The 18,323-nt window shown below is 66.2% G+C and carries 18 protein-coding genes; 3 read left to right on the top strand and 15 right to left on the bottom strand.

Features of this window, described 5'->3' with window-relative positions; genetic code table 11:
• Positions 1-40: 40 nt before the first annotated feature.
• The 7 genes from E0L17_RS03660 to pepT all read right to left on the bottom strand — a co-directional run bounded on the left by E0L17_RS03660 (position 41) and on the right by pepT (position 7,279).
• Positions 41-505, bottom strand: coding sequence for a PTS sugar transporter subunit IIB (locus tag E0L17_RS03660; RefSeq protein ID WP_167929898.1), 465 nt, complete (start codon positions 503-505; stop codon positions 41-43).
• Position 506: 1 nt separating this feature from the next.
• Complete coding sequence (locus tag E0L17_RS03655) at positions 507-2,312, bottom strand: glycoside hydrolase family 35 protein (protein ID WP_167929897.1); 1,806 nt, start codon at positions 2,310-2,312, stop codon at positions 507-509.
• Positions 2,313-2,682: 370 nt separating this feature from the next.
• Positions 2,683-3,792, bottom strand: a complete 1,110-nt coding sequence (locus E0L17_RS03650) for an ABC transporter substrate-binding protein (protein WP_167929896.1) — start codon at positions 3,790-3,792, stop codon at positions 2,683-2,685.
• A gap of 3 nt (positions 3,793-3,795) precedes the next feature.
• Positions 3,796-4,590: an HAD family hydrolase gene (locus E0L17_RS03645; RefSeq protein WP_167929895.1), complete on the bottom strand. Its 795-nt coding sequence runs from the start codon at positions 4,588-4,590 to the stop codon at positions 3,796-3,798.
• A 44-nt stretch (positions 4,591-4,634) separates the two neighbouring features.
• Complete coding sequence (locus E0L17_RS03640; RefSeq protein ID WP_167929894.1) at positions 4,635-5,477, bottom strand: HAD family hydrolase; 843 nt, start codon at positions 5,475-5,477, stop codon at positions 4,635-4,637.
• Positions 5,478-5,487: 10 nt separating this feature from the next.
• Complete coding sequence (locus E0L17_RS03635; RefSeq protein ID WP_167929893.1) at positions 5,488-6,021, bottom strand: hypothetical protein; 534 nt, start codon at positions 6,019-6,021, stop codon at positions 5,488-5,490.
• 4 nt (positions 6,022-6,025) lie between these two features.
• Positions 6,026-7,279, bottom strand: a complete 1,254-nt coding sequence (gene pepT, locus E0L17_RS03630; protein WP_167929892.1) for a peptidase T — start codon at positions 7,277-7,279, stop codon at positions 6,026-6,028.
• A gap of 661 nt (positions 7,280-7,940) precedes the next feature.
• On the opposite strand from pepT, the gene E0L17_RS03625 reads away from it, so the two are divergent.
• The gene (locus E0L17_RS03625; protein WP_167929891.1) at positions 7,941-9,044 is read left to right on the top strand and encodes a CapA family protein; all 1,104 of its coding nucleotides are present in this window, start codon (positions 7,941-7,943) and stop codon (positions 9,042-9,044) included.
• Between the two features lie 79 nt (positions 9,045-9,123).
• On the top strand, positions 9,124-9,561 hold the full coding sequence (locus E0L17_RS03620; RefSeq protein WP_167929890.1) for an arginine repressor: 438 nt from the start codon (positions 9,124-9,126) through the stop codon (positions 9,559-9,561).
• Between the two features lie 14 nt (positions 9,562-9,575).
• Here the strand turns inward: E0L17_RS03620 and E0L17_RS03615 are convergent, their stop codons facing one another.
• The 7 genes from E0L17_RS03615 to E0L17_RS03585 all read right to left on the bottom strand — a co-directional run bounded on the left by E0L17_RS03615 (position 9,576) and on the right by E0L17_RS03585 (position 16,253).
• Positions 9,576-10,412 (bottom strand): Cof-type HAD-IIB family hydrolase, encoded by an 837-nt coding sequence (locus E0L17_RS03615; protein WP_167929889.1) that lies wholly within the window; start codon positions 10,410-10,412, stop codon positions 9,576-9,578.
• A gap of 29 nt (positions 10,413-10,441) precedes the next feature.
• Positions 10,442-11,422 carry a phosphoglycerate dehydrogenase gene (locus E0L17_RS03610; RefSeq protein ID WP_353652942.1) on the bottom strand — a complete coding sequence of 327 codons (981 nt, stop codon included), beginning with the start codon at positions 11,420-11,422 and terminating at the stop codon, positions 10,442-10,444.
• Between the two features lie 157 nt (positions 11,423-11,579).
• A complete protein-coding gene (gene ilvD, locus E0L17_RS03605; RefSeq protein ID WP_167929887.1) occupies positions 11,580-13,223 on the bottom strand; it encodes a dihydroxy-acid dehydratase in 1,644 nt (547 codons plus the stop codon).
• Positions 13,224-13,295: 72 nt separating this feature from the next.
• A complete protein-coding gene (locus E0L17_RS03600) occupies positions 13,296-14,678 on the bottom strand; it encodes a PTS galactitol transporter subunit IIC (protein ID WP_167929886.1) in 1,383 nt (460 codons plus the stop codon).
• An 87-nt stretch (positions 14,679-14,765) separates the two neighbouring features.
• Positions 14,766-15,050 carry a PTS sugar transporter subunit IIB gene (locus E0L17_RS03595; protein WP_072374520.1) on the bottom strand — a complete coding sequence of 95 codons (285 nt, stop codon included), beginning with the start codon at positions 15,048-15,050 and terminating at the stop codon, positions 14,766-14,768.
• A 77-nt stretch (positions 15,051-15,127) separates the two neighbouring features.
• Positions 15,128-15,592, bottom strand: coding sequence for a PTS sugar transporter subunit IIA (locus E0L17_RS03590; RefSeq protein ID WP_087314354.1), 465 nt, complete (start codon positions 15,590-15,592; stop codon positions 15,128-15,130).
• A gap of 40 nt (positions 15,593-15,632) precedes the next feature.
• Positions 15,633-16,253 (bottom strand): bifunctional 4-hydroxy-2-oxoglutarate aldolase/2-dehydro-3-deoxy-phosphogluconate aldolase, encoded by a 621-nt coding sequence (locus E0L17_RS03585; protein WP_167929885.1) that lies wholly within the window; start codon positions 16,251-16,253, stop codon positions 15,633-15,635.
• A 401-nt stretch (positions 16,254-16,654) separates the two neighbouring features.
• Between E0L17_RS03585 and E0L17_RS03580 the strand changes: the two genes are divergently transcribed.
• A complete protein-coding gene (locus tag E0L17_RS03580; protein WP_167929884.1) occupies positions 16,655-17,260 on the top strand; it encodes a helix-turn-helix domain-containing protein in 606 nt (201 codons plus the stop codon).
• Positions 17,261-17,497: 237 nt separating this feature from the next.
• Here E0L17_RS03580 and E0L17_RS03575 read toward each other — a convergent pair whose 3' ends face one another.
• Positions 17,498-18,322, bottom strand: a complete 825-nt coding sequence (locus tag E0L17_RS03575; protein ID WP_167929883.1) for an HAD family hydrolase — start codon at positions 18,320-18,322, stop codon at positions 17,498-17,500.
• Position 18,323 lies beyond the last annotated feature (1 nt).

Here is an 18,323-nt window from a genome sequence, read left to right as displayed (position 1 = left end):
GGCTGCGGTGCATCTCCCCTCACCGCGTAGCGCCTAATGCCTAGGGCTTGAAGGGCTCCGGGCTGTTCTGCGGGGTGAGCTGGATGACCATGGGGATGCCCATGGCGGCGAGCTCGTTGAGGGCGTCGACGTCGTCCTGGCCGCAGTTGATGTTGCGGTTGTAGGTCTTGACGATGTTCATCGAGGTGATGTTGCCGAGGATGATCTCGTCGAACTTCACGCCGGCCTTGGCGAGCTTGAGATAGACCTCGGGCTTCTTGACGACGATGAACAGACGCTGGGCGTCGTACTTGCCGGCGAGGATGTTGGCCGCGGCCTTCTCGACGGGAAGCACCGAGAGCTTGCAGGTGGCGGGGGTGGCCATGCGCAGGACCTGCTTCTGGACGGCGTCCTCGGCCACCTGGTCATCGACGACCATGAAGCGGCTGACCTGGCGGGCGTTGGCCCAGAGGTTGCCGACCTGGCCGTGGATGAGGCGGAAGTCAACACGTGCTCCAACGATCATGCTACTCAACTCCTTCTTTCTCGAGGTGGTTGATGAGGGGCTGCGAGCGTAGGGAGATGGAGTCGCCCACGGTTCCCTCGGTCTCAAACAACACGAGCTCGTTAACGCCGGCGCGCGTAATGTCATGGGGGACGTAGAGCGTCATGATGGGACCGATCTCCCAGTAGCGCCCGATGTTGACCCCGTTGACAAACGCCACGCCCTTGCCGAAGCCCGTAGTGTCCACGAACGTGTCTGCCGGCTCGTCGAGCGTGAACTCAAAGCGCGAGAAGGACGGCGTCCCCTCGGCCCAGCCGGCGTCGTAGTCAATCCCGGAGACGTCCTCGAGGCTGAGGCGGTAGGCCTCCCAGTTGAGGACGAAGTGAAGGTCCACGCACACGCCGGTGCGGATGCCCTTGCGCTGCGTGTCGCTAAGGAACTTGTGGCCGTAGTTCACGCGGCCCATGTTCTCCACGAGGACGTCGAGCTGGTTCTGCTCCTCGGGAAGGGCGTAGCGGATATCCTCGCCGATGTGCTCCTGGTACTGGGTGGCAACGAGCTTCTCGTTGACGAAGACCTGGGCACGGTCGCGGCCGTCCACCACGCGGATGCGCTCGGGCTCGAGCGTGTCGCGCTCGATCTGCGTGCGGTAGAGGACGTAGCCGTAGGACTGTCCCATGTCCTCCATCGTCTGCGGGTAGAGCGAGCTCACCGGCTCGGCGTCAAGGGCGCCGAGGTTCTCGAAGAGGCCGGTGCGCCCGGAGAGCTCGACCTTCTCGGCCGGGACGTCAACCGCGGACTTGATCAGCGGGTCGGCGGTCCAGTTGTCCGGGAAGAGCTCGCGCACCATGTCGCGCAGCCTGTACCACTTCTCCGTGGGGTTGCCCTCCTCGTCGAGGGGGGCGTCGTAGTCGTAGGAGGTGACCTGGTGAAGGTCATGGGTGTGGCGGGCGGAGCAACCGTTCATGAAGCCGAAGTTGGTGCCGCCGTGGAACATGTACAGGTTGATGGAGCCGCCGAGCTCCAGCAGCTCGCGCACGGAGTCCGCCAGGTCCTGGGCGTCGCGCGTGATGACGTTCTCGCCCCAGCGGTTGAACCAGCCGTCCCAGAACTCCATGCACATGAGCGGCCAGTTCTTGCCGTGCTCCTCGTGGAAGGCCTTGAGGTTGGCAAAGTTCTCGCCGGCGCGGGAGCCAAAGTTGCCGGTCACGAGGACGTCGTCGTCGATCAGCGTGCCGGCGCGCAGGCACCCGCGCCACGGGCCGTCGGAGGTGCACAGGGGCACGTCGACGCCGCGCTCGAGCATGAGGTCGCGGATGGCGCGCAGGTACTCCTTGTCCTCGCAGTAGGAGCCGTACTCGTTCTCCACCTGCATCATGATGACGTTGCCGCCGTGGGTGACCTGGCGGTCGACGAGGATCGGCATCAGGGCGTCGTAGTAGGAGGCGACGCGCGCGAGGAACCTGGGGTCGCGCGAGCGCGGGCGCATCGAGCGGTCCGCCAGCAGCCAGGCCGGGAGGCCGCCCCACTCCCACTCGGCGCAGATGAAGGGCGACGGGCGCACGATCGCCCAGAGGCCGAGCTTGGCCGCCTCGTCCAGGAAGCGCGCAAGGGAGAGGCCGCCGGCAAAGTCGAACTCGCCTGGGTGCGGCTCGTGGAGGTTCCACGGGACGTACGTCTCGACGGTGTTGAACCCCATTGCCTTGAGGTTGTAGAGCGAGTGGTGCCAGTCCTCCGGGTTCACGCGGAAGTAGTGGATGGAGCCCGAGAGGATCCGGAACGGCTCGCCGTCCAGCAGGAACTCCTTGTCCACCTCGAAGGTATGCATCGCGCTCCTTGCGATCGACGATATTAAAGACCAAACTTATTTGCCGAGATGAGGCCGTGTTGGGTCACGATAGCCATGATACACGTTCTCCTCATAGTTATCGCGGAAATGTGAAGAACGCTTTGAGTGGTAGGTTTTTCTCGCTAAACGGTAATTACTCATTTACGCAGGTAAAGATACCAGATTGTTGCCAATTCCCCCTTTTTACACCCCCTGAGCTGCACATTGACTGGTAGTAACAACTCTAACAGTTGTCATCTGGTCTTACTTTTGTAAGACCACTATGGAATCGATATCACTTTGTTTAAGATGTTTTTACGTGCGCTCCCGGACGCACACGGCGCCGATCTCCGCGCATCCGAGCGGAAGCCTATTGTGCGTTCGCGGCGTCCTCTGGCGCGACCTCGCTCGGCTCCCACGTCCCATCGAGAACGCGCGACCATGTGACGAGCAGGCCCGCGCGATCCGGGACGATCGGGTCATCGGCGTCGGGCAGGCCCTCCGGCTCTGCCACGTCAGAGCGTGCGGGCCGGGCAAGCGCCTCGGCGGCGAGGCGCTCCTGGCACGCCCTCCCCGTCACAAAGTCAACCCATGCGCGCGCCTGCCGGAGATTCGCGCACCCCGACACAATGGCGGTGCAGCCGCATGTCACGCAGGCCCCCTCAACGGGATAGACCGACTCGGGCGCGGGCGGCTCGAGGAGGTGGGCCTGCATCAGGCGCTGCTCGGACGTGAGCGCGACGGCACGTTCTTCTCGCCCCGGCGCGTCGAGCACGTCTTTCGCCGACACGAGCGCCCCGCCGGCCAGAAGCTCCCTCACGTACTCCCACGGCGCGTCCGCCCCTCGAGTCGAGAGGCCCGAGACGATCCCCGCCAGGTGCGCGAGCCCCCGCGCGCTCGTGGACGGGTCCTCCATCGCAACAGAGCCGAGCACACGCTCGTCGAGCAGCGTCTCATAGCCCGTGACCTCGGGACCCTCCGCGGCGCTCTCCCCCACCGCCATCACGGCGACGTCGCGCGTCACGGGCGTGATGCGGCCGCCGACGCTCCGGCAGCCCTCCCGCATGGAGCCGTTCTCGCCCGAGATGTATTCCTCGAGGCGGCCCTCCGACCCGGCATACCAGCTCGGGTCGGCACCCCACACCACGTCGGGCGCGGGCTCGGTGGGGTCTCCGGCGCTCTCCGCGGCGCCGTCCCCATACCAGGAGAGCAGCTCCGCGTCCGGGCAGGACACGATCCGCACCGCAACGCCCGTCTCCTCCATGAAGGCGGGGACCACCGCGTTGACGAGCGTCTCCGAGCACGAGGTCCTGAGCACGAGCTTGCCGCCGAGCTTGCCCGCGAGGGGGCTGGTCGCGGCAGGGTCCGCGCTCGCGGCCCCGTCGTCACCGTCAGAGCACCCGGCCAGCCCCGCCGCCGCGCACGCGGCGCCGAGCGCGGCCGACCCGAGCAGCGTCCTTCTCGACAGCACGCGAGCCACGCCCTACAGCCCCTCCAGAATCTCGCGCATGACGCGCTGGACGGCGTGGTCGGAGTTGCGACCGATGACGCGCTGGCCGATCTGGCGCACGGCGTAGCGGGCGTTCTCCATGACGTAGGGGTGCCCCACGTAGCGCAGCATCGCGTAGTCGTTCATGGAGTCGCCGAAGGCCACCACCTCGTCGGGCCCGATGCCCCAGTAGCGCATGACCTGCTCGAGGCCCGTGGCCTTGTTCACGTGACGCGGGACCACGTCGATCCAGCGCGAGCCGCTCGGAAGGAACGTGAAGAACTCGGAGAGCTCGCGCTCCAGCACGTAGGCCATGTCCATGAGCTGGTCGGGGTACTCGCAGCACAGGGCAGCCTTGATGATGCTCACGTCGGGCGAGGGCGGGTCGAAGAGGCGCTCGGCGTTGGGAAGGTCCTTGTCCAGCTCGCGGATGTAGGAGCTCTGGTCGTTGAGCAGGTAGGTGTGGGTGGCGTCGTAGAGCGCGAGGTGCAGGCAGTCGAAGAGCTGCGTGGTCTCAAAGAGGCGCATCACCGAGAGCGTCGAGAAGACCTCGCGGTCGAGCAGGCGTCCGTCGGCATAGACCTGGGTGCCGAGCGACGCCACGTAGTCCATCTTGTCCGCCACGGGCTCGAAGAGCCAGCGCAGCGTGTCATAGCGGCGGCCGGAGCTCGCCACAAAGCGCACGCCCTTCTCGGCGAGCGCCGAGATGAGCTCGTAGGTCTCCTCGGGGACCTTCGAGTCGTCGTCGAGCAGGGTTCCGTCCATGTCGGACGCGATGAGCTTGATCATGTGACCCCTTCCTGAAAGCCTGACAGATGACCCTGTCGCCTTTGTCATGAGAGAAACGCGGGCATCTCGCCGGCGCGGGCGGCGCGGGCGACCTCGAAGAGCGCGTCGGCGACGCCCTCGTCGGCGCTCGCCCCCACGCGATAGTTGGCGCAGCGCAGCACCTCGTCGGTGGCGTTTGCCACGGCGACGGAGTGGCGCACCTTGCTCAGGATGGCAAGGTCGTTCTCGGCGTCGCCGAAGACGGCGACCTCGTCGGACGTGATGCCCAGGGCATCGAGAAGAACCTCGAGGCCGTCGGCCTTGGAGACGCCCTTGGGCAGCACGTCGAACCACTGCGGGATGGGCGAGACGATGTCGACCTCCGGCACCGCATCGGCGACGAGCGCGCGGCAGCGGTCCATGCGCTCGGGCCCGCCCTTGCACGCGATGGTGGCGGCCACGAAGGGCTCGTCGGGCACCTCGTCGACCACGCCGCCGTTGAAGCTCGTCATTCCCTCGAAGACGGCGAGCTCCTCGGAGGTGGTGCCCACGCCATAGGCGGGATTGAGCAGGTTGGTCTCGGCGGGGTAGCAGATGAGGAACATGCCCTCCTCGGGCCGCAGGACCTCGTCGATGCGCACGAGGACGTCGTGGTCGAAGGTCACGGTGCGGACGTACTCCCCGTCCACGCGGACGCGCTTGCCGTTGGAGAAGATGCCGGACATGAAGCACGACTCGTCCATGCTGAAGAAGCGCATGAGCTCGACGTAGTCGCGCCCGGTGGCCGGGCCAAAGCGAACGCCGGCGTCGAGCACGTCGTGGATGGCCTCGATGGTGCGCGGGCTCGCGGTGCGCGCGCCAAAGGGGACGAGGGTGTTGTCCATGTCGGAGAGGACGAGCTTGATCACGCGATACCTCCTAGGTAGCGCTCGGGAGCGCGTCGAAGCGGTCGATGCTCATGAGGATCTGCTCGAGGTCGACGAGCGCGCTCAGCCGCACGACGCGGGAGCCGCCGACCCAGACGTCAAGGTCGCGATAGCCGGAGGCCTTGCGGAACCCCGCCCACTCCATGCGCTCGATCTGGTCATAGCGGACCACGACGTCGCGCCCCACGAAGGGGGTGACGACCATGTGCCCCTCGAAGGTCGAGACCTTGTAGCGGGTGAGGACAAGCCACAGGATGAAGGCCGTCACGATGAAGGCGTCAAAGAACGCGAGGACCTCGGGCGGGTCGGCAACGAAGACCGAGCTGCAGAGCCAGCCCAGGAAGAGCCCCATCGCCCCCATGAACGCCATCATGAGCACGAGCGAGCGCGTGAACGCGACGGGGACGACGTAGGTGTCATGCCGGCTGTGGTGGCGCTCCGTGATGCGCACGCTGCCGAGCCGCATGAGCGCGATCGAGGCGAGCGGCACCGCCACGGCAACCGCCACGAGGAGGTTGAGCCACATCCCGCTACTCCCCCGCCCCGGCGGGCGCGGCGAACTTGGCGACGAGTCGCTCGAGCAGGTCGACCGTCAGCTCGAGGCTGCTCACGGGGATGAACTCCCGCACCGAGTGCGCGTTGTAGCCGCCCGTCGCAATGTTGGGGCAGGGCAGCCCGCGGAAGGTGAGCTGGGCGCCGTCGGTGCCGCCGCGCGCGGGCACCAGGACGGGCTCGATCCCGACCTCGCGGTTGGCCTCGAGGGCATAGTCCACGAGGCAGCGGTCCTCGGGGCCGAACTTCTCGGCCATGTTGCGATACTGCTCGCGAATGCTCACGGTGACGGTGCCCTCGCCGTAGCGGGCGTTGAGGAAGTCCGCCACGTCATGCATGGTCTTCTCGCGCCGCGCGAAGTCCTCGGCGTCGAAGTCGCGCAGGATGTAGGTGAGCGTGACCTCCGAGGCGCTGCCCTCGATGTCCGTGGGGTGGTAGTAGCCCTCACGGCCCTCCGTGTGCTCGGGGCGCTCCGCCGCCGGGATCATCCGCTGGTACTCGGCCGCCACGGTGATGGCGTTCACCATGACGTTCTTGGCGCTGCCCGGGTGGACCATCACGCCGCGCACGCGGACCGTGGCCTCGCTCGCGGAGAAGCACTCGAAGTTGAGCTCGCCGAGGGCCTCGCCGTCGACGGTGTAGCCCCAGCGGGCGCCAAGAGCCTCGAGGTCGAGCAGCTCGGCGCCATGGCCGATCTCCTCGTCCGGCACGAAGGCCGCCTTGATGGCGGGATGCGGGAGCTCGGGGTTTTCCGCCAGACGGGCGAGAAGCGCCATGATCTCCGCGACGCCCGCCTTGTCGTCCGCCGAGAGGAGCGTGGTGCCGTCCGAGCAGACGATGTCCTGGCCCTTGAGGTGCGCGAGGTCGGGAACCTGCTCGGTCGTGGTCTGGACCGGCTCGCCGTCCACGACGCCGGCCACCAGGGGGCCGCCCTCGTAGCGCACGACGTGCGGCTTGACGCCCGCGGCGGGGGCGTCCGGCGAGGAGTCCACGTGCGCGCAGAGCATGAGGGCCGGCGCCGCCTCGGCGCCCGCGGAGGCGGGCAGGGTGCCCGTGACGTAGGCGTGCTCGTCGGCCGTCACGTCCACGCAGCCAATCGCCCTGAGGTCGTCCGCCAGGACGCGCGCCATGTCGTGCTGGCGCGGCGTGGAGGGGGTGACGTCCATGTTGGACGGGTCGGACTGGGAGTCCACCTGGACATAACGCAGGAACCGCTCGAGCACGTCTGACATGGGCACCTCCGGGGTCGCGTTTTTCTCGCCTGCTAGTCTAGCGCACGCGTCCTGGCAATGGCGACAGATCCCCGCCCCTCCGGGTACGTACACGCCTCCTCCGGATACGTACACGCCCCTTCCGGATACGTACACGCATCGGCGTCCAAAGACGTTGCCCCTCAGAAAGAATCAGCAGGTAGAGGAAGTAGCGAGAAGAACATCATTTCATGAACTTGGTACGTACCCGGAGGGGGCGTGTACGTACCCGGAGGGTCGGAGACGAGAATCCCTACGGAGCGATGCCAGCCCCTCCGCCCCGGTCGCACTCATGAGCACTGGCCGCCCACCGGTTCCAGGCCGACGCTCGAACGCGTTCTCCAAGATGCAGCTGTCCCACTGTGCATAATCTGTCAATCAGGCCGGTGCTCATGAGCGCCGGCGAGGCACGACCGCAGCCGAGAGCGCCCCGGAAAGGAGGACGCGCATGCCCTCGCGACGCCGCCAGACCCCGCGCCCGCACAAGCGGGGAACGCGCATAGAGCCGGCACAGGCGCCCACTCGCACTGCCCCTCCGAAGCCCGCCCCCACATCGCAAGCTGGCCGCAGCCGTCCCTCGACGCTTCTTATCGCGGGATGCGCAGTGGCACTCGCAGTCGCGTGCGTAGTTGCGGCGCACGTCATGACGTCAGGGGAACCGCGCGAGCCCGACGTCACCGTCTCCGAGGCGCCGCCCGAGGAGGCGACCGTCAGCTTCGTCGCCGTCGGGGACAACCTCCCCGAGACAGAGATCGCCCGTTACGCCGACGCCCTCGCGGGAGAGCCGGGAGACGGCCTCTATGACTACGCTCCCATCTACGAGCCCGTGAGGGACTACATCGAGTCCGCCGACCTCGCATACGTCAAGCAGGAGACGCACCTTGGCGGGGACGACCTGGGCCCGGCGGGATATCCCTCGTTCAACACGACCGACGCCATGGCCGACGCGATCGTGGAGACCGGATTCGACCTCGTGGGGTCAGCGAGCAACCACGCCTACGACTGGGGTTACTTCGGGGCGAACGAGCACTCGCGCAAGGTGTGGAACTCCAAGCCAGTCGTCTTCGTCGGCACCGCCACGAACGAGCAGGAGGCATCCCAGATCGCGACCATCGAGAAGAACGGCATCACGTTCGCCCTTCTCGACTACACATACGGCGTCAACGGCTACGACGAGGAGGACCTCCCCGGCCATGCCGTGAACTACATGCACAAGGACCGCATCGAGGCGGACGTGGCGCGGGCCCACGAGGTGGCCGACGTGGTTCTTGTCGCAATGCACTGGGGAACCGAGAACCTCATGGAGGCGGATGAGACGCAGCTCGACTACGCGCAGTTCCTCGCCGACCTCGGGGTCGACGTAGTCCTCGGGTCACACCCGCACGTCATCGGCCCCCTCGCATGGGTCGAGGGTGAGGGAGGCAACCAGACCCTCGTGGCATACTCGCTCGGCAACTTCCTGAGCAACCATCCCTACCCCGGACCCAGAAACGAGCTTGAGGGCATGCTGAGCTGCGACTTCGTACGCAAGGACGGAAGGATCAGCATCGAGAACGTCACGTGGGTGCCGCTCGTCAACCATACCGACGGCACGTCGTTCGCGGTATACGCCCTCTCCGACTACACGCCCGAGCTCGCGGCAGCACACCCCACGCTCGCGGAGCTCGACGACCCCCTCGCCTGGCTGCGCGACACGAGCGAGCAGGTGGTGAACAGCCTCGGGGGCGACTTCCCCGTCGACGCGTGACGGCGTATGAGGGCGCCCCTCCCCGCGTCTGGCGGCGGTTTCGCGTATGCTGGTCACAGGAAGGCGGCAGGAGGCGAGCATGAAGCGCAGCAACGGCAGGCAGGAGGCGATTCGCGGCATCGTCCGCGCGCAGTCCATCCGTACGCAAAATGAGCTCGTCGCCGCTCTCAGGGAGCTGGGCTTCAGCTGCACGCAGGCCACAGTCTCGCGCGACATCTCAGAAATGCACCTCCGCAAGCTTGCGGGCGGGTTCTATGTCCTCGAGGAGGACCTCAATCTGCAACTCGTGCTCTCGGAGTTTGTAGTGGAGACGAGAAGCGCCCCGGGACAGACCCTCGTGGTGGTGCTCACGCAGCCCGAGACCGCTGAGAGCGTCGCCCGTGCCATCGACGAGGCTCAGCTCAACCATGTGCTCGGCACCGTCGCAGGCCACGACACGGTGTTCGTTGCGACCGACTCCCCTGCCGGCGCAGACGAGGTCAGAAACGCCGTTTCCGCGCTCGCCACGAGCAAGTAGCGCATCGCCTCACCTCAGCGAGCCGACGCTATTGCCGAAAAGATCGGCGCCAGGTAGCGTCCCACGCCCGACTCGTCGCAGGAGGCGGTCACGTGGTCGGCGACCTCGAGCGTGGCGGCGCAGGCGTTGGCCATCGCCACGCCGTCTCCGGCGGCCTCGAGCATCGTGCGGTCGTTGTCACCGTCACCGAAGGCGATGCAGTCCGCGGGCGAGACGCCCAGGTGGTCGCAGAGCCAGCGCAGGCCCGCGCCCTTGTGAGCGGAGCTGTCGGTGACCTCGATGTTGCACGGCAGCGACGAGGTGTGCCGCAGCGTGGGGACGTCGTCGATCAGCGCGCAGACCGCGTCGCGGTCCTCGGGGCGACGGTAGAAGACGTTCAGGCGGCACACGTTCCCGACGCGGGCGAGCTGGTCCTCGAAGCTCCCGTCGTAGACGGTGCGCACGCTGCGGACGAAGTCCTTGGTGACGTCGCTGAGGTCGAGCTCGTCGATGAGCGAGAAACGCGCGCGCTCGGTGTAGACGGTGGAGTCCGCGAAGATGTCAAAGGTGATCGGGAGGTCGTGCACGCGGCGGTAGAGCTCGAGCACCAGGTCCTTCTCGATGCTGACCTCGCGCAGGGTGCGCCCGCCGGCGACCTCGGCAACGATGGCGCCGTTGGCGCAGACGGCATAGCGCACGCACGGGTGCTCGAGGAGCTCTCGCGGCAGGCCGGCGACGTTGCGGCCGGTGCAGGGGACAAACTGGACCCCGAGGGCGGCCGCGGCGTCGAGCGCGGCGGCGTTCTCGGGCGTGACGGCCTTCGACGAGTCGAGGAAGGTGCCGTCCATGTCAACGAAGACGAGCTTGACCACAGGGTCCCCCTATCGGAGCGCGGCGCGTGCTACGAGAAGCGGACGCGGTCCGCGTACGTCACTCGGTTGGGCGGCTCCTTGCCGTCCTTGAAGGCGATGATGTTGTCCGCCACGACGTCACCCATGCGCCGGTTTGCCTCGAGCGTCGCCGAGCCGATGTGCGGCGTCGTGAGGACGTTGGGCAGCTCGAAGAACTTGGGCAGCGTCGGCGGCTCGTGCTCGTACACGTCCACCGCGTAGCCGCCCAGGTGACCCGTGGTCAGCGCGCGCTCGAGGGCGGACTCGCGCACGATGCCCGCGCGCGCCGTGTTGATGAGCAGCGCCCCCTCCTTCATGCGGCGGAACTCGCGCGCGCCGAGGAGGTTGCGCGTAGCGGAGGTCAGCGGGGCGTGGATGGTGACCACGTCCGACTTCTCGAGCAGCTCGTCGAGGCTCGTGTAGAGCAGCCCGTAGTGGGAGGCCTCGTCGCGGCGGACGATGTCGTAGCCGAGGATGTCCATCCCAAAGCCCATGGCGCGCGCGGCGACGGACATCCCGATCGCACCCACCCCGATGATCCCGATGGTCTTGCCGTAGAGGCTCCGGCCGGGGATCTTGTTCCACACGCCGGACTTGAGCTGCGTGACGGTCTGGGTGATCATGCGCGCCAGGTCCAGGATGAGGGCGAAGGTGAGGTCCGCGGTCTCCTCCCGGTTTGCGCCGGGCGTGTTGGTGATCGTGATGCCTCGGCGCATGGCCTCGGCAAAGTCGATGCCGTCGAAGCCCGCGCCGTGGCGGGCGATGAGCTTGAGGTTGGGCAGGCGGTCGATGGTGGCGGCGTCGAGGTAGTCGTTGCCCAGGACGATGGCGTCGCAGTCATGGGCGTAGTCGACGATCTCGTCGCTGGTGAGCGGTCGGCCGTACGGGTTGACGCGCACCGTGCACCCCGCGGCCTCGAGCCGCGCGAGCGCGCTGGTGTCGAAGATGCCAAACGTCGCAGCGCACGACGCAACCACGAACGTGTCCGCCACGTCGTGCCCCCTTCCAAAATGTGTAGTGACAGGAGGGTATTTTACCCTCCGGTCGCGGAACATTTCCCGCGGGCAGGCGTTTCGACGGGATGCACAGAGCCGGGCGGCGCCATCTCCCAAGACGCCGCCCGGCCTGGGCAAGGGCCGGCTGTCCGGCCTACTCGATAACGGCGCCCGTCTTAGCGGAGCTGACCTGCTTGGCGTAGCGGGCCAGCAGGTGGCCGCCGTTCTCGTGGATGACGGGCTTCCAGCCCTGCTTGCGGCGAGCGAACTCCTCGTCGCTGACCTCGACCTCGATGAGGTTCTTGGTGAGGTCGATGTTGATCTTGTCGCCGTTCTCGACGAGCGCGATCGGCGCGCCGTCGAAGGCCTCGGGGCAGAGGTAGCCCACCGAGAGGCCGCCGGAGGCGCCGGAGAAACGCCCGTCGGTGATGACGGCGGAGTCGGGGATGCCCTTCATGATCTCCGTGACGCGGTGGAGCTCCTTCATGCCGGGGCCGCCCTTGGGGCCCTCGTAGCGGATGATGACGCCCGTGCCCGGCTTGATCGCATGGGCGTTGTAGGCCTCGAAGGCCTCCTCCTCGGAGTTGAACACCATCGCGGTGCCGCTCCAGACGTGCTGGTCGACGGGGACGGCGCTCGTCTTGACCAGGGCGCCCTCGGGCGCGAGGTTACCGTAGAGCACCTGGATGCCGTTGGCGACGGAGGCGGGGTCGTCCTGGGTGCGGATGACCGAGCGGTCGCAGCGCAGCACCGAGGTCACGAGGTTCTCGGTGAGCGTCTTGCCCGTGACCGTCATAACCGACGTGTCGAGGTCGCCCGCGATGGTCTCCAGGACGGCGGGGATGCCGCCGGCCTTGTAGAGGTTCACGCAGGAGATGTCGCCGTTGGGCACGACGTTGCAGATGACGGGCGTCTTGGAGGTGATCTCCGCCACCTGGGTCCACGTGCACTCCAGGCCGAGCTCGGCGGCGAGGGCGGGCAGGTGGATAAGGGCGTTGAGCGAGCCGCCGATGGAGGCGAGCAGCTTGACGGTGTTGTCGAGCGCCGCCTGCGTCATGATGTCGGACGGCTTGATGCCGCGACGGACGAGGTCGACGACGGCCGCGCCGGTCTGGCGGGCCGAGAAGCGCCGCTGGCTCGTGGACGACGGCCACAGCGCGCCGTTGGGCAGCATCATGCCGAGGCCCTCGGTCAGGCAGCCCATGGTGTTGGCCGTGCCCAGGAAGGGGCAGACGCCGGGGCCGGTGTAGTAGCGCAGGGTGCCCTCGATGACGTCGCGCTCGGTGGCCTCGCCGGCCAGGAAGCGGGCGCGCAGTGCCTTGGACTCGGACGGCTTGATCTCGTCGTAACACGGGCCGCAGGTCACGAGCGCCGAGGGCAGGTCGATGCGGGCCGCGGCCATGAGCATGGCGGGAATGATCTTGTCGCAGCTGCCGAGGTAGACGACGCCGTCGAAGCAGCCCTCGCCCACGATCATGGCCTCGCAGGAGTCGGCGATGATCTCGCGGTGGGGCAGGCAGTATCGCATGCCCGCGTGGCCCTGGGCGATGCCGTCGCACATGCCGATCGTGTTGAACTCGATCGGCTCGCCGCCGGCCTCGAGGACGCCCTTCTTGACCTCCTCCGCCAGCTTCCTGAGCGGCTCGTGGCCCGGGCACACCTCGTTCCAGCTGTTCGCGATCGCGATGAGGGGCTTGTCGGGGTTCTCGAGCGAGTCCACGGCGACGCCGGCCGCGGCCAGGTGGGCCTTGGAGATGGCGCGCTGGAAGGGCTCGAGCTTGTCAATAGCACGTTCCATGGTTTCCCCCTATGGGTATGAGGTGGGCGCCGCCCCGTCGGCGGCACCCACCACCTCAGCTGAGATGGACGACTACTCCATCTCCTCGTACTCGGCCGCGTAGGCCTCGATCTTCTCCATGCCGATCTTCTTCTCCACGAGGATCCAAACGGCAACGAAGATGGCGACGGCAACCGGAACGAGGATGATCGCGTTCTCGGAGATGCAGGTCCAGAAGACGATGGCGGTCTGCGTGAGCGACGGACCGGCCATGCAGGCGATCTGGCCGTCGAAGGAGAGGCCGGTGGAGGTGGCAAGGCCCGTGAGGTACGGCGCGGCGAAGGTGCCGGCGTACAGGATCGCGGCCATCACCGGGATGGAGATGATGATGGAGCGGAACACGTTGCCGCGGCACAGGGCCACGACGAGGGCCACGCGGAAGGTGACGACCGAGAGGTCGGCCAGCGGCATCATGCGGTTGCCCGGCAGGACGAAGGCCAGGAAGATCGTGATCGGGATCATGATGAGGGCCGTGGTGATGACCTCGGGGTTGCCCACGACGACCGCGGCGTCAAGGCCGATGGAGAGCGACTGGCCGCCGAAGTGCTTGGTCGTGAACTTCTGGGCGCCGTCGGAGATGGGCATAAGGCCCTCGACGAACATGGCGGTCATCTTGGGCATGAGGACCATGACAGCCGCGACGTTGACGCCCGTGAGGAAGATCTGGTCGATCGGCATCAGGGCCAGGGCGCCCATGGCGCAGCCCAGGATGAGGCCCAGCATCATGGGGTCACCGAAGATGCCCAGGTACTTCTGGACGTTGCGGATGGACAGGTTGACCTTGTTGAGGCCGGGGATGCGGTCGAAGACCCAGTTGAGCGGCGCCGCGATGATGATCGACGACGTGTAGGAGATCGTCGGGAGCGTGACGTCGGGGATTCCGAAGAAGTGCTCGATCAGAGGCGACGTCCAGTCGGCGAACTTGAGCGTCATGACGGCGGTGAAGGCCGTGGCGATGAGCGCCCAGACGATGTTGTTCGTCACAAAGAAGACGAGGATGCCGGCGATCATCATGTGGTGGTAGTTCCAGATGTCGACGTCCATGGTCTTGGTGAGCTTGAGGACGAGCATCAAGATGTTGATGCCCAGGATCTCAAAGACCAGGAAGGCCACGATCGGCGAGGCCCAGGTGACCGAGGAGATGGCGCCCCAGCCCACGTCGGTGACGTCGAGGTTGAGGCCAAAGTTGGCGACCATCGCGCTCGCGGCCGGGGAGACCGCGGACTTGAGCAGGTTCACGAGCAGGTTGATGCCCACGAAGCCGCAGGTGATGGTGATGCCGCTCTTGAACGCCTTGCCGATGTTCATGCGGAAGACGAGGCCGATGATCGTGATGATGATCGGCAGCATGACGTAGGCGCCGGCGTCTACGAGCGCCTGGAAGACAGAGGCTGCTGTCTCGAGGAATGCGTCCATGCCTTTCCTTTCTCACATTGAGGACGGTCGAGAAGAGCGCGGGGCGACGGGACCCGCACGCCAGCGGACGTGTCCGCGGGGCGTCAGCTAGTCCTTGAGCGCCTCGACGATCTTGTCGAGCGTGGCCTGCTCGTTGATGCCGGTGAGCAGGGCGATGGCCATGATGATCGGGGTCTTGACGTCGGCGTCCTTGAACTTGCCGGAGGTGACCACGAGGTCGTAGTCGTTGGCCTTGTCGTGGAGCTCGAGCATCTTGCACTGGGTGACCTGGATCGCCACGCCGTGGTCGGCGCAGTAGTCCTTGATCTTGGCGGCGACGACAGTGGAGGTGGCGACGCCGTTTCCGCAGGCCACGAGAACACGCTTTGCCATTTTTTGTTCCTTTCTCTCACAGAGAGCCTTGAGCGCACCCCTGTGGTGCGCCTCTTGCCTGATGGTGGGACGGGCTGCTAGACGAGCAGCGAGCCGGCGAGCGAGAAGACCTCGTCGGCGTCCTGCGCTGCGATGACCTTGCCGACGAGCTCCTGGTCCTGGACGAAGGCGATGACCTTCTGGAGCATCTCGAGGTGAGCGTGGGCCTCGGTGAGAGCCAGCATGCACACGACGGAGACCTTGCAGGTCTCATCGGGCTCGTCCATCTTGTGCCAGTCGACGGGGTTGGCCAGGACGCCCATGCACATGGCCGCCTTGTTGACGTTCACGACGTCGCAGTGCGGGATGGCGACGTTGAGGCCGCCCATGTCGAGCGCGGTCGGGAAGTTCGCCTCGCGGTCGACGATCGCCTGGGCGTAGGTGTCCTTCACGTAGCCCTGCTCCTCGAGGACGCCCGCCAGGCGGCGCTCCACGTCCTCGCAGCTGAGGCCCTCCTCGTCGATGCGGACGACGAGGGAGCTGTCAAAGCTCAGATCTGCCATGCTCTTCTCCTTCTCTGTTTTGGGGGCCGCGCGCGACCCGTTACCAGACGACGCTCTCCTCGAGCTTCTTGATCGACGCGGCGAGCTTGGGGGCGTCGCACGCCTCGATGTCGGCGGGGTCGAAGATGCCGGAGCCGATGCCCGCGTAGGTGGCTCCCTTGTCGAAGTAGGACTGGACGTTCGCGACGTTCACGCCGCCGACGACCATGAGCGGCAGCTTGCCGAGCGGCGCCTGGACGGCCTTGAGGTAGTCCGGGCCGAGCTGGCCGGCCGGGAAGACCTTCACGATGTCGGCGCCCATGTCGATCATCTTCTGGATCTCGGTGGGGCTGAAGGCGGCAGGAACGGTGATAACGCCGGCCTCCTTGGCGAGGTCGAAGATCTCCCGGGTGAACATGATCGGCGAGAGCATGAACTCGGCCCCGGCAGCGATGGCCTGACGGGCGAGCTCGGCGTTCTTCACCGTGCCGGCGCCGACGTGGACCTCGGCGCCAAACTCCTTGCGCGCCGCCGCGATCGACTCCATCGCGTGCGGGGAGTTGCTGGCCACCTCGATGGAGTTGACCTTGGTGCCGACGAGCTGCTCCACGACGGTGAGGACCTGCTTGGTCTCATAGCCGCGGAGAATGACGGTCACCTTGGGAAGAACGAGCTCGCACATACCTGCCTCCTCTGTTCGATTCCGTTGGTGAGATTCTAGGTCTGCATATTCTGTTTTCAAAATATGGCGTCAATTCACAATTTTTGCATATTGAAATCATCTGGGGAATCCAGATCGGAATAAGAGCAGCTTTCAATACTACGAGCCGTCTATCTGTGGTTTTCATAAATCGACCTCATTGAGCAGCGTCTCATTACTCGATTTGTAGTCCTGTGTTAAGCTCAACCTGAAACGGTTCTGCAGATTTGTTCCTAAGTATCACTTCTTGAGTCTCATTTCTGTATGCATATTCTTCTTATTTTTCTGAATATTATCTGAAAATCTGATTCCATTCTTCACGTTTTCTCCATACTTATGCGCAAGAATGTGCCCAACACAGGCCCCCTACGACAGGAGCTGGCATGGAGTTTGGGTCCACGGTCACCAAGCTGCGCGAGGGGCGCGGCTGGTCGCAGGCCAAGCTGGCGGAGAAGGCTGGCGTGAGCCAGGAGACCGTCGCCGCCTGGGAGAGCGGCCAGGAGTTCCCCGGTCAGGAGCAGCTGCTCTCGCTCGCCATGGCCCTCAAGGTCAAGATTCCGCGCCTCATCGAGAAGGACGAGGAGCTCATGGTCAAGGTCATCGAGGGGACCGAGACCTACGAGACGGCCGTCATGGGCGTCGTCTCCGTCGTGACCGCCGCCTGCGCCCTCGTCCTCATCGCCCTCTCCCACACCGACCCCAGCGCGCTGCAGATCGCCATCCGCGTCACCGAGGCCGTCCTGATCGTGGGGCTGCTCGCCCTTGTCTGGCAGCGCCGCGGCCCGCGCGCGCAGCGCGCCAAGGCGTTCCGCGACGCGCTCGAGGCGGCCGACGGCTCCCAGACCGCCTTCGTCATCAAGCGCAAGGCGGGCCGCAACACCGGCAACGTCATCATGCAGTTCGTGCTCGGCGCGATCATCGCCGTCACGCTCATCGTTCTTCTCGGCATCATAGTGCCCGAGTCGCGCCTGCCTTGGGTGATGCTCTAGGAACTGGAGCTGTTCACCCCACAGCATTGGTTCCAAGCAACATGCCACACCAGACTTGCCGCACGTTCGTCCTCCGCGCATAAAAGACCCTCAGTCCATAGGAATAAACGCGAAATCTAGATTCTGGCCTGCTAAAGGGGACGGGTTATTTCGCTCAGAGATTTTGGGACAGGCCTGGCGCTCCAGGCCTGTCCCAAAATCTCTGAGCGAAATAACCCGTCCCCTTTTATGCGTGGGCTAGGCTAAAAACAGATTTTCCAGGTAGCGCGCCACGCCGGACTCGGAGCAGGACGCCGTCACGTGGTCGGCTGCGGCGAGGCACTCCGGGCAGGCGTTTGCCATGGCCACGCCGTCCCCGGCCACGAGGAGCATGGGGACGTCGTTGGTGGAGTCGCCGAAGGCCACCGTGTCCTCGGGCGAGACGCCCAGGCGCTCGCAGAGCCAGAGAAGGGCCGTCCCCTTGGTGGCGTCCGCGCGCGTGACCTCGACGTTGCAGGGCAGCGACGACGAGCGGCAGAGCGCCGGCCGCGCGTCGACGGCGTCCCACACGGCCTTGCGGTCCTTCTCGGTGAGGTAGAAGATGTTGACGCGCCCGACGCTCCCGGCGCCTGAGACGAGCTCCTCGACCGTCCCGTCGTAGGGGACGCGCACGGACTTCACCTGCTGGCGGGTTGGCTCGCTGACGGCGATGCGGTCGAGCAGTGGCCAGCGATCGCGCGGGGTGCGCACGACGCCGTCCGCGAGCACGTCAAAGGTGACGGGCAGGTCACGCACGGCGCCATAGAGGTCGAGCATCAGGTCCTTGTCGATGGCAAGCTCGCGCAGAACCTCATTGGCCCGCAGGTCGTAGATGACGGCGCCGCCCGCACAGACGGCGTAGCGCACGCTCGGGTGGGAGGCGAGCTCGTCCGGGATTCCGGCGGCGCTTCTTCCCGTGCAGGGCACGACGCCCACGCCCCGCTCGTGAGCGAGGTCGAGGGCTCGCAGGTTGTCCGCCGTGATGGTCTTGTCCGGCGAGACGAACGTGTCGTCAAGATCCATGAACACCAGCCGGACTGCCATC

Origin of the sequence: Olsenella sp. SW781 (assembly GCF_012027725.1) — a bacterium.
GTDB lineage: Bacteria > Actinomycetota > Coriobacteriia > Coriobacteriales > Atopobiaceae > Thermophilibacter.
This window is presented reverse-complemented; position numbering and strand designations above follow the sequence as displayed.

Bases quoted from the DNA above. Each gene is read 5' to 3' on its own strand.
- E0L17_RS03660 (WP_167929898.1), bottom strand. From the start codon at position 505: ATGATCGTTGGAGCACGTGTTGACTTCCGCCTCATCCACGGCCAGGTC.
- E0L17_RS03655 (WP_167929897.1), bottom strand. From the start codon at position 2,312: ATGCATACCTTCGAGGTGGACAAGGAGTTCCTGCTGGACGGCGAGCCG.
- E0L17_RS03645 (WP_167929895.1), bottom strand. From the start codon at position 4,590: ATGATCAAGCTCATCGCGTCCGACATGGACGGAACCCTGCTCGACGAC.
- E0L17_RS03635 (WP_167929893.1), bottom strand. From the start codon at position 6,021: ATGTGGCTCAACCTCCTCGTGGCGGTTGCCGTGGCGGTGCCGCTCGCC.
- pepT (WP_167929892.1), bottom strand. From the start codon at position 7,279: ATGTCAGACGTGCTCGAGCGGTTCCTGCGTTATGTCCAGGTGGACTCC.
- E0L17_RS03625 (WP_167929891.1), top strand. From the start codon at position 7,941: ATGACGTCAGGGGAACCGCGCGAGCCCGACGTCACCGTCTCCGAGGCG.
- E0L17_RS03620 (WP_167929890.1), top strand. From the start codon at position 9,124: ATGAAGCGCAGCAACGGCAGGCAGGAGGCGATTCGCGGCATCGTCCGC.
- ilvD (WP_167929887.1), bottom strand. From the start codon at position 13,223: ATGGAACGTGCTATTGACAAGCTCGAGCCCTTCCAGCGCGCCATCTCC.
- E0L17_RS03600 (WP_167929886.1), bottom strand. From the start codon at position 14,678: ATGGACGCATTCCTCGAGACAGCAGCCTCTGTCTTCCAGGCGCTCGTA.
- E0L17_RS03595 (WP_072374520.1), bottom strand. From the start codon at position 15,050: ATGGCAAAGCGTGTTCTCGTGGCCTGCGGAAACGGCGTCGCCACCTCC.
- E0L17_RS03590 (WP_087314354.1), bottom strand. From the start codon at position 15,592: ATGGCAGATCTGAGCTTTGACAGCTCCCTCGTCGTCCGCATCGACGAG.
- E0L17_RS03585 (WP_167929885.1), bottom strand. From the start codon at position 16,253: ATGTGCGAGCTCGTTCTTCCCAAGGTGACCGTCATTCTCCGCGGCTAT.
- E0L17_RS03580 (WP_167929884.1), top strand. From the start codon at position 16,655: ATGGAGTTTGGGTCCACGGTCACCAAGCTGCGCGAGGGGCGCGGCTGG.
- E0L17_RS03575 (WP_167929883.1), bottom strand. From the start codon at position 18,322: ATGGCAGTCCGGCTGGTGTTCATGGATCTTGACGACACGTTCGTCTCG.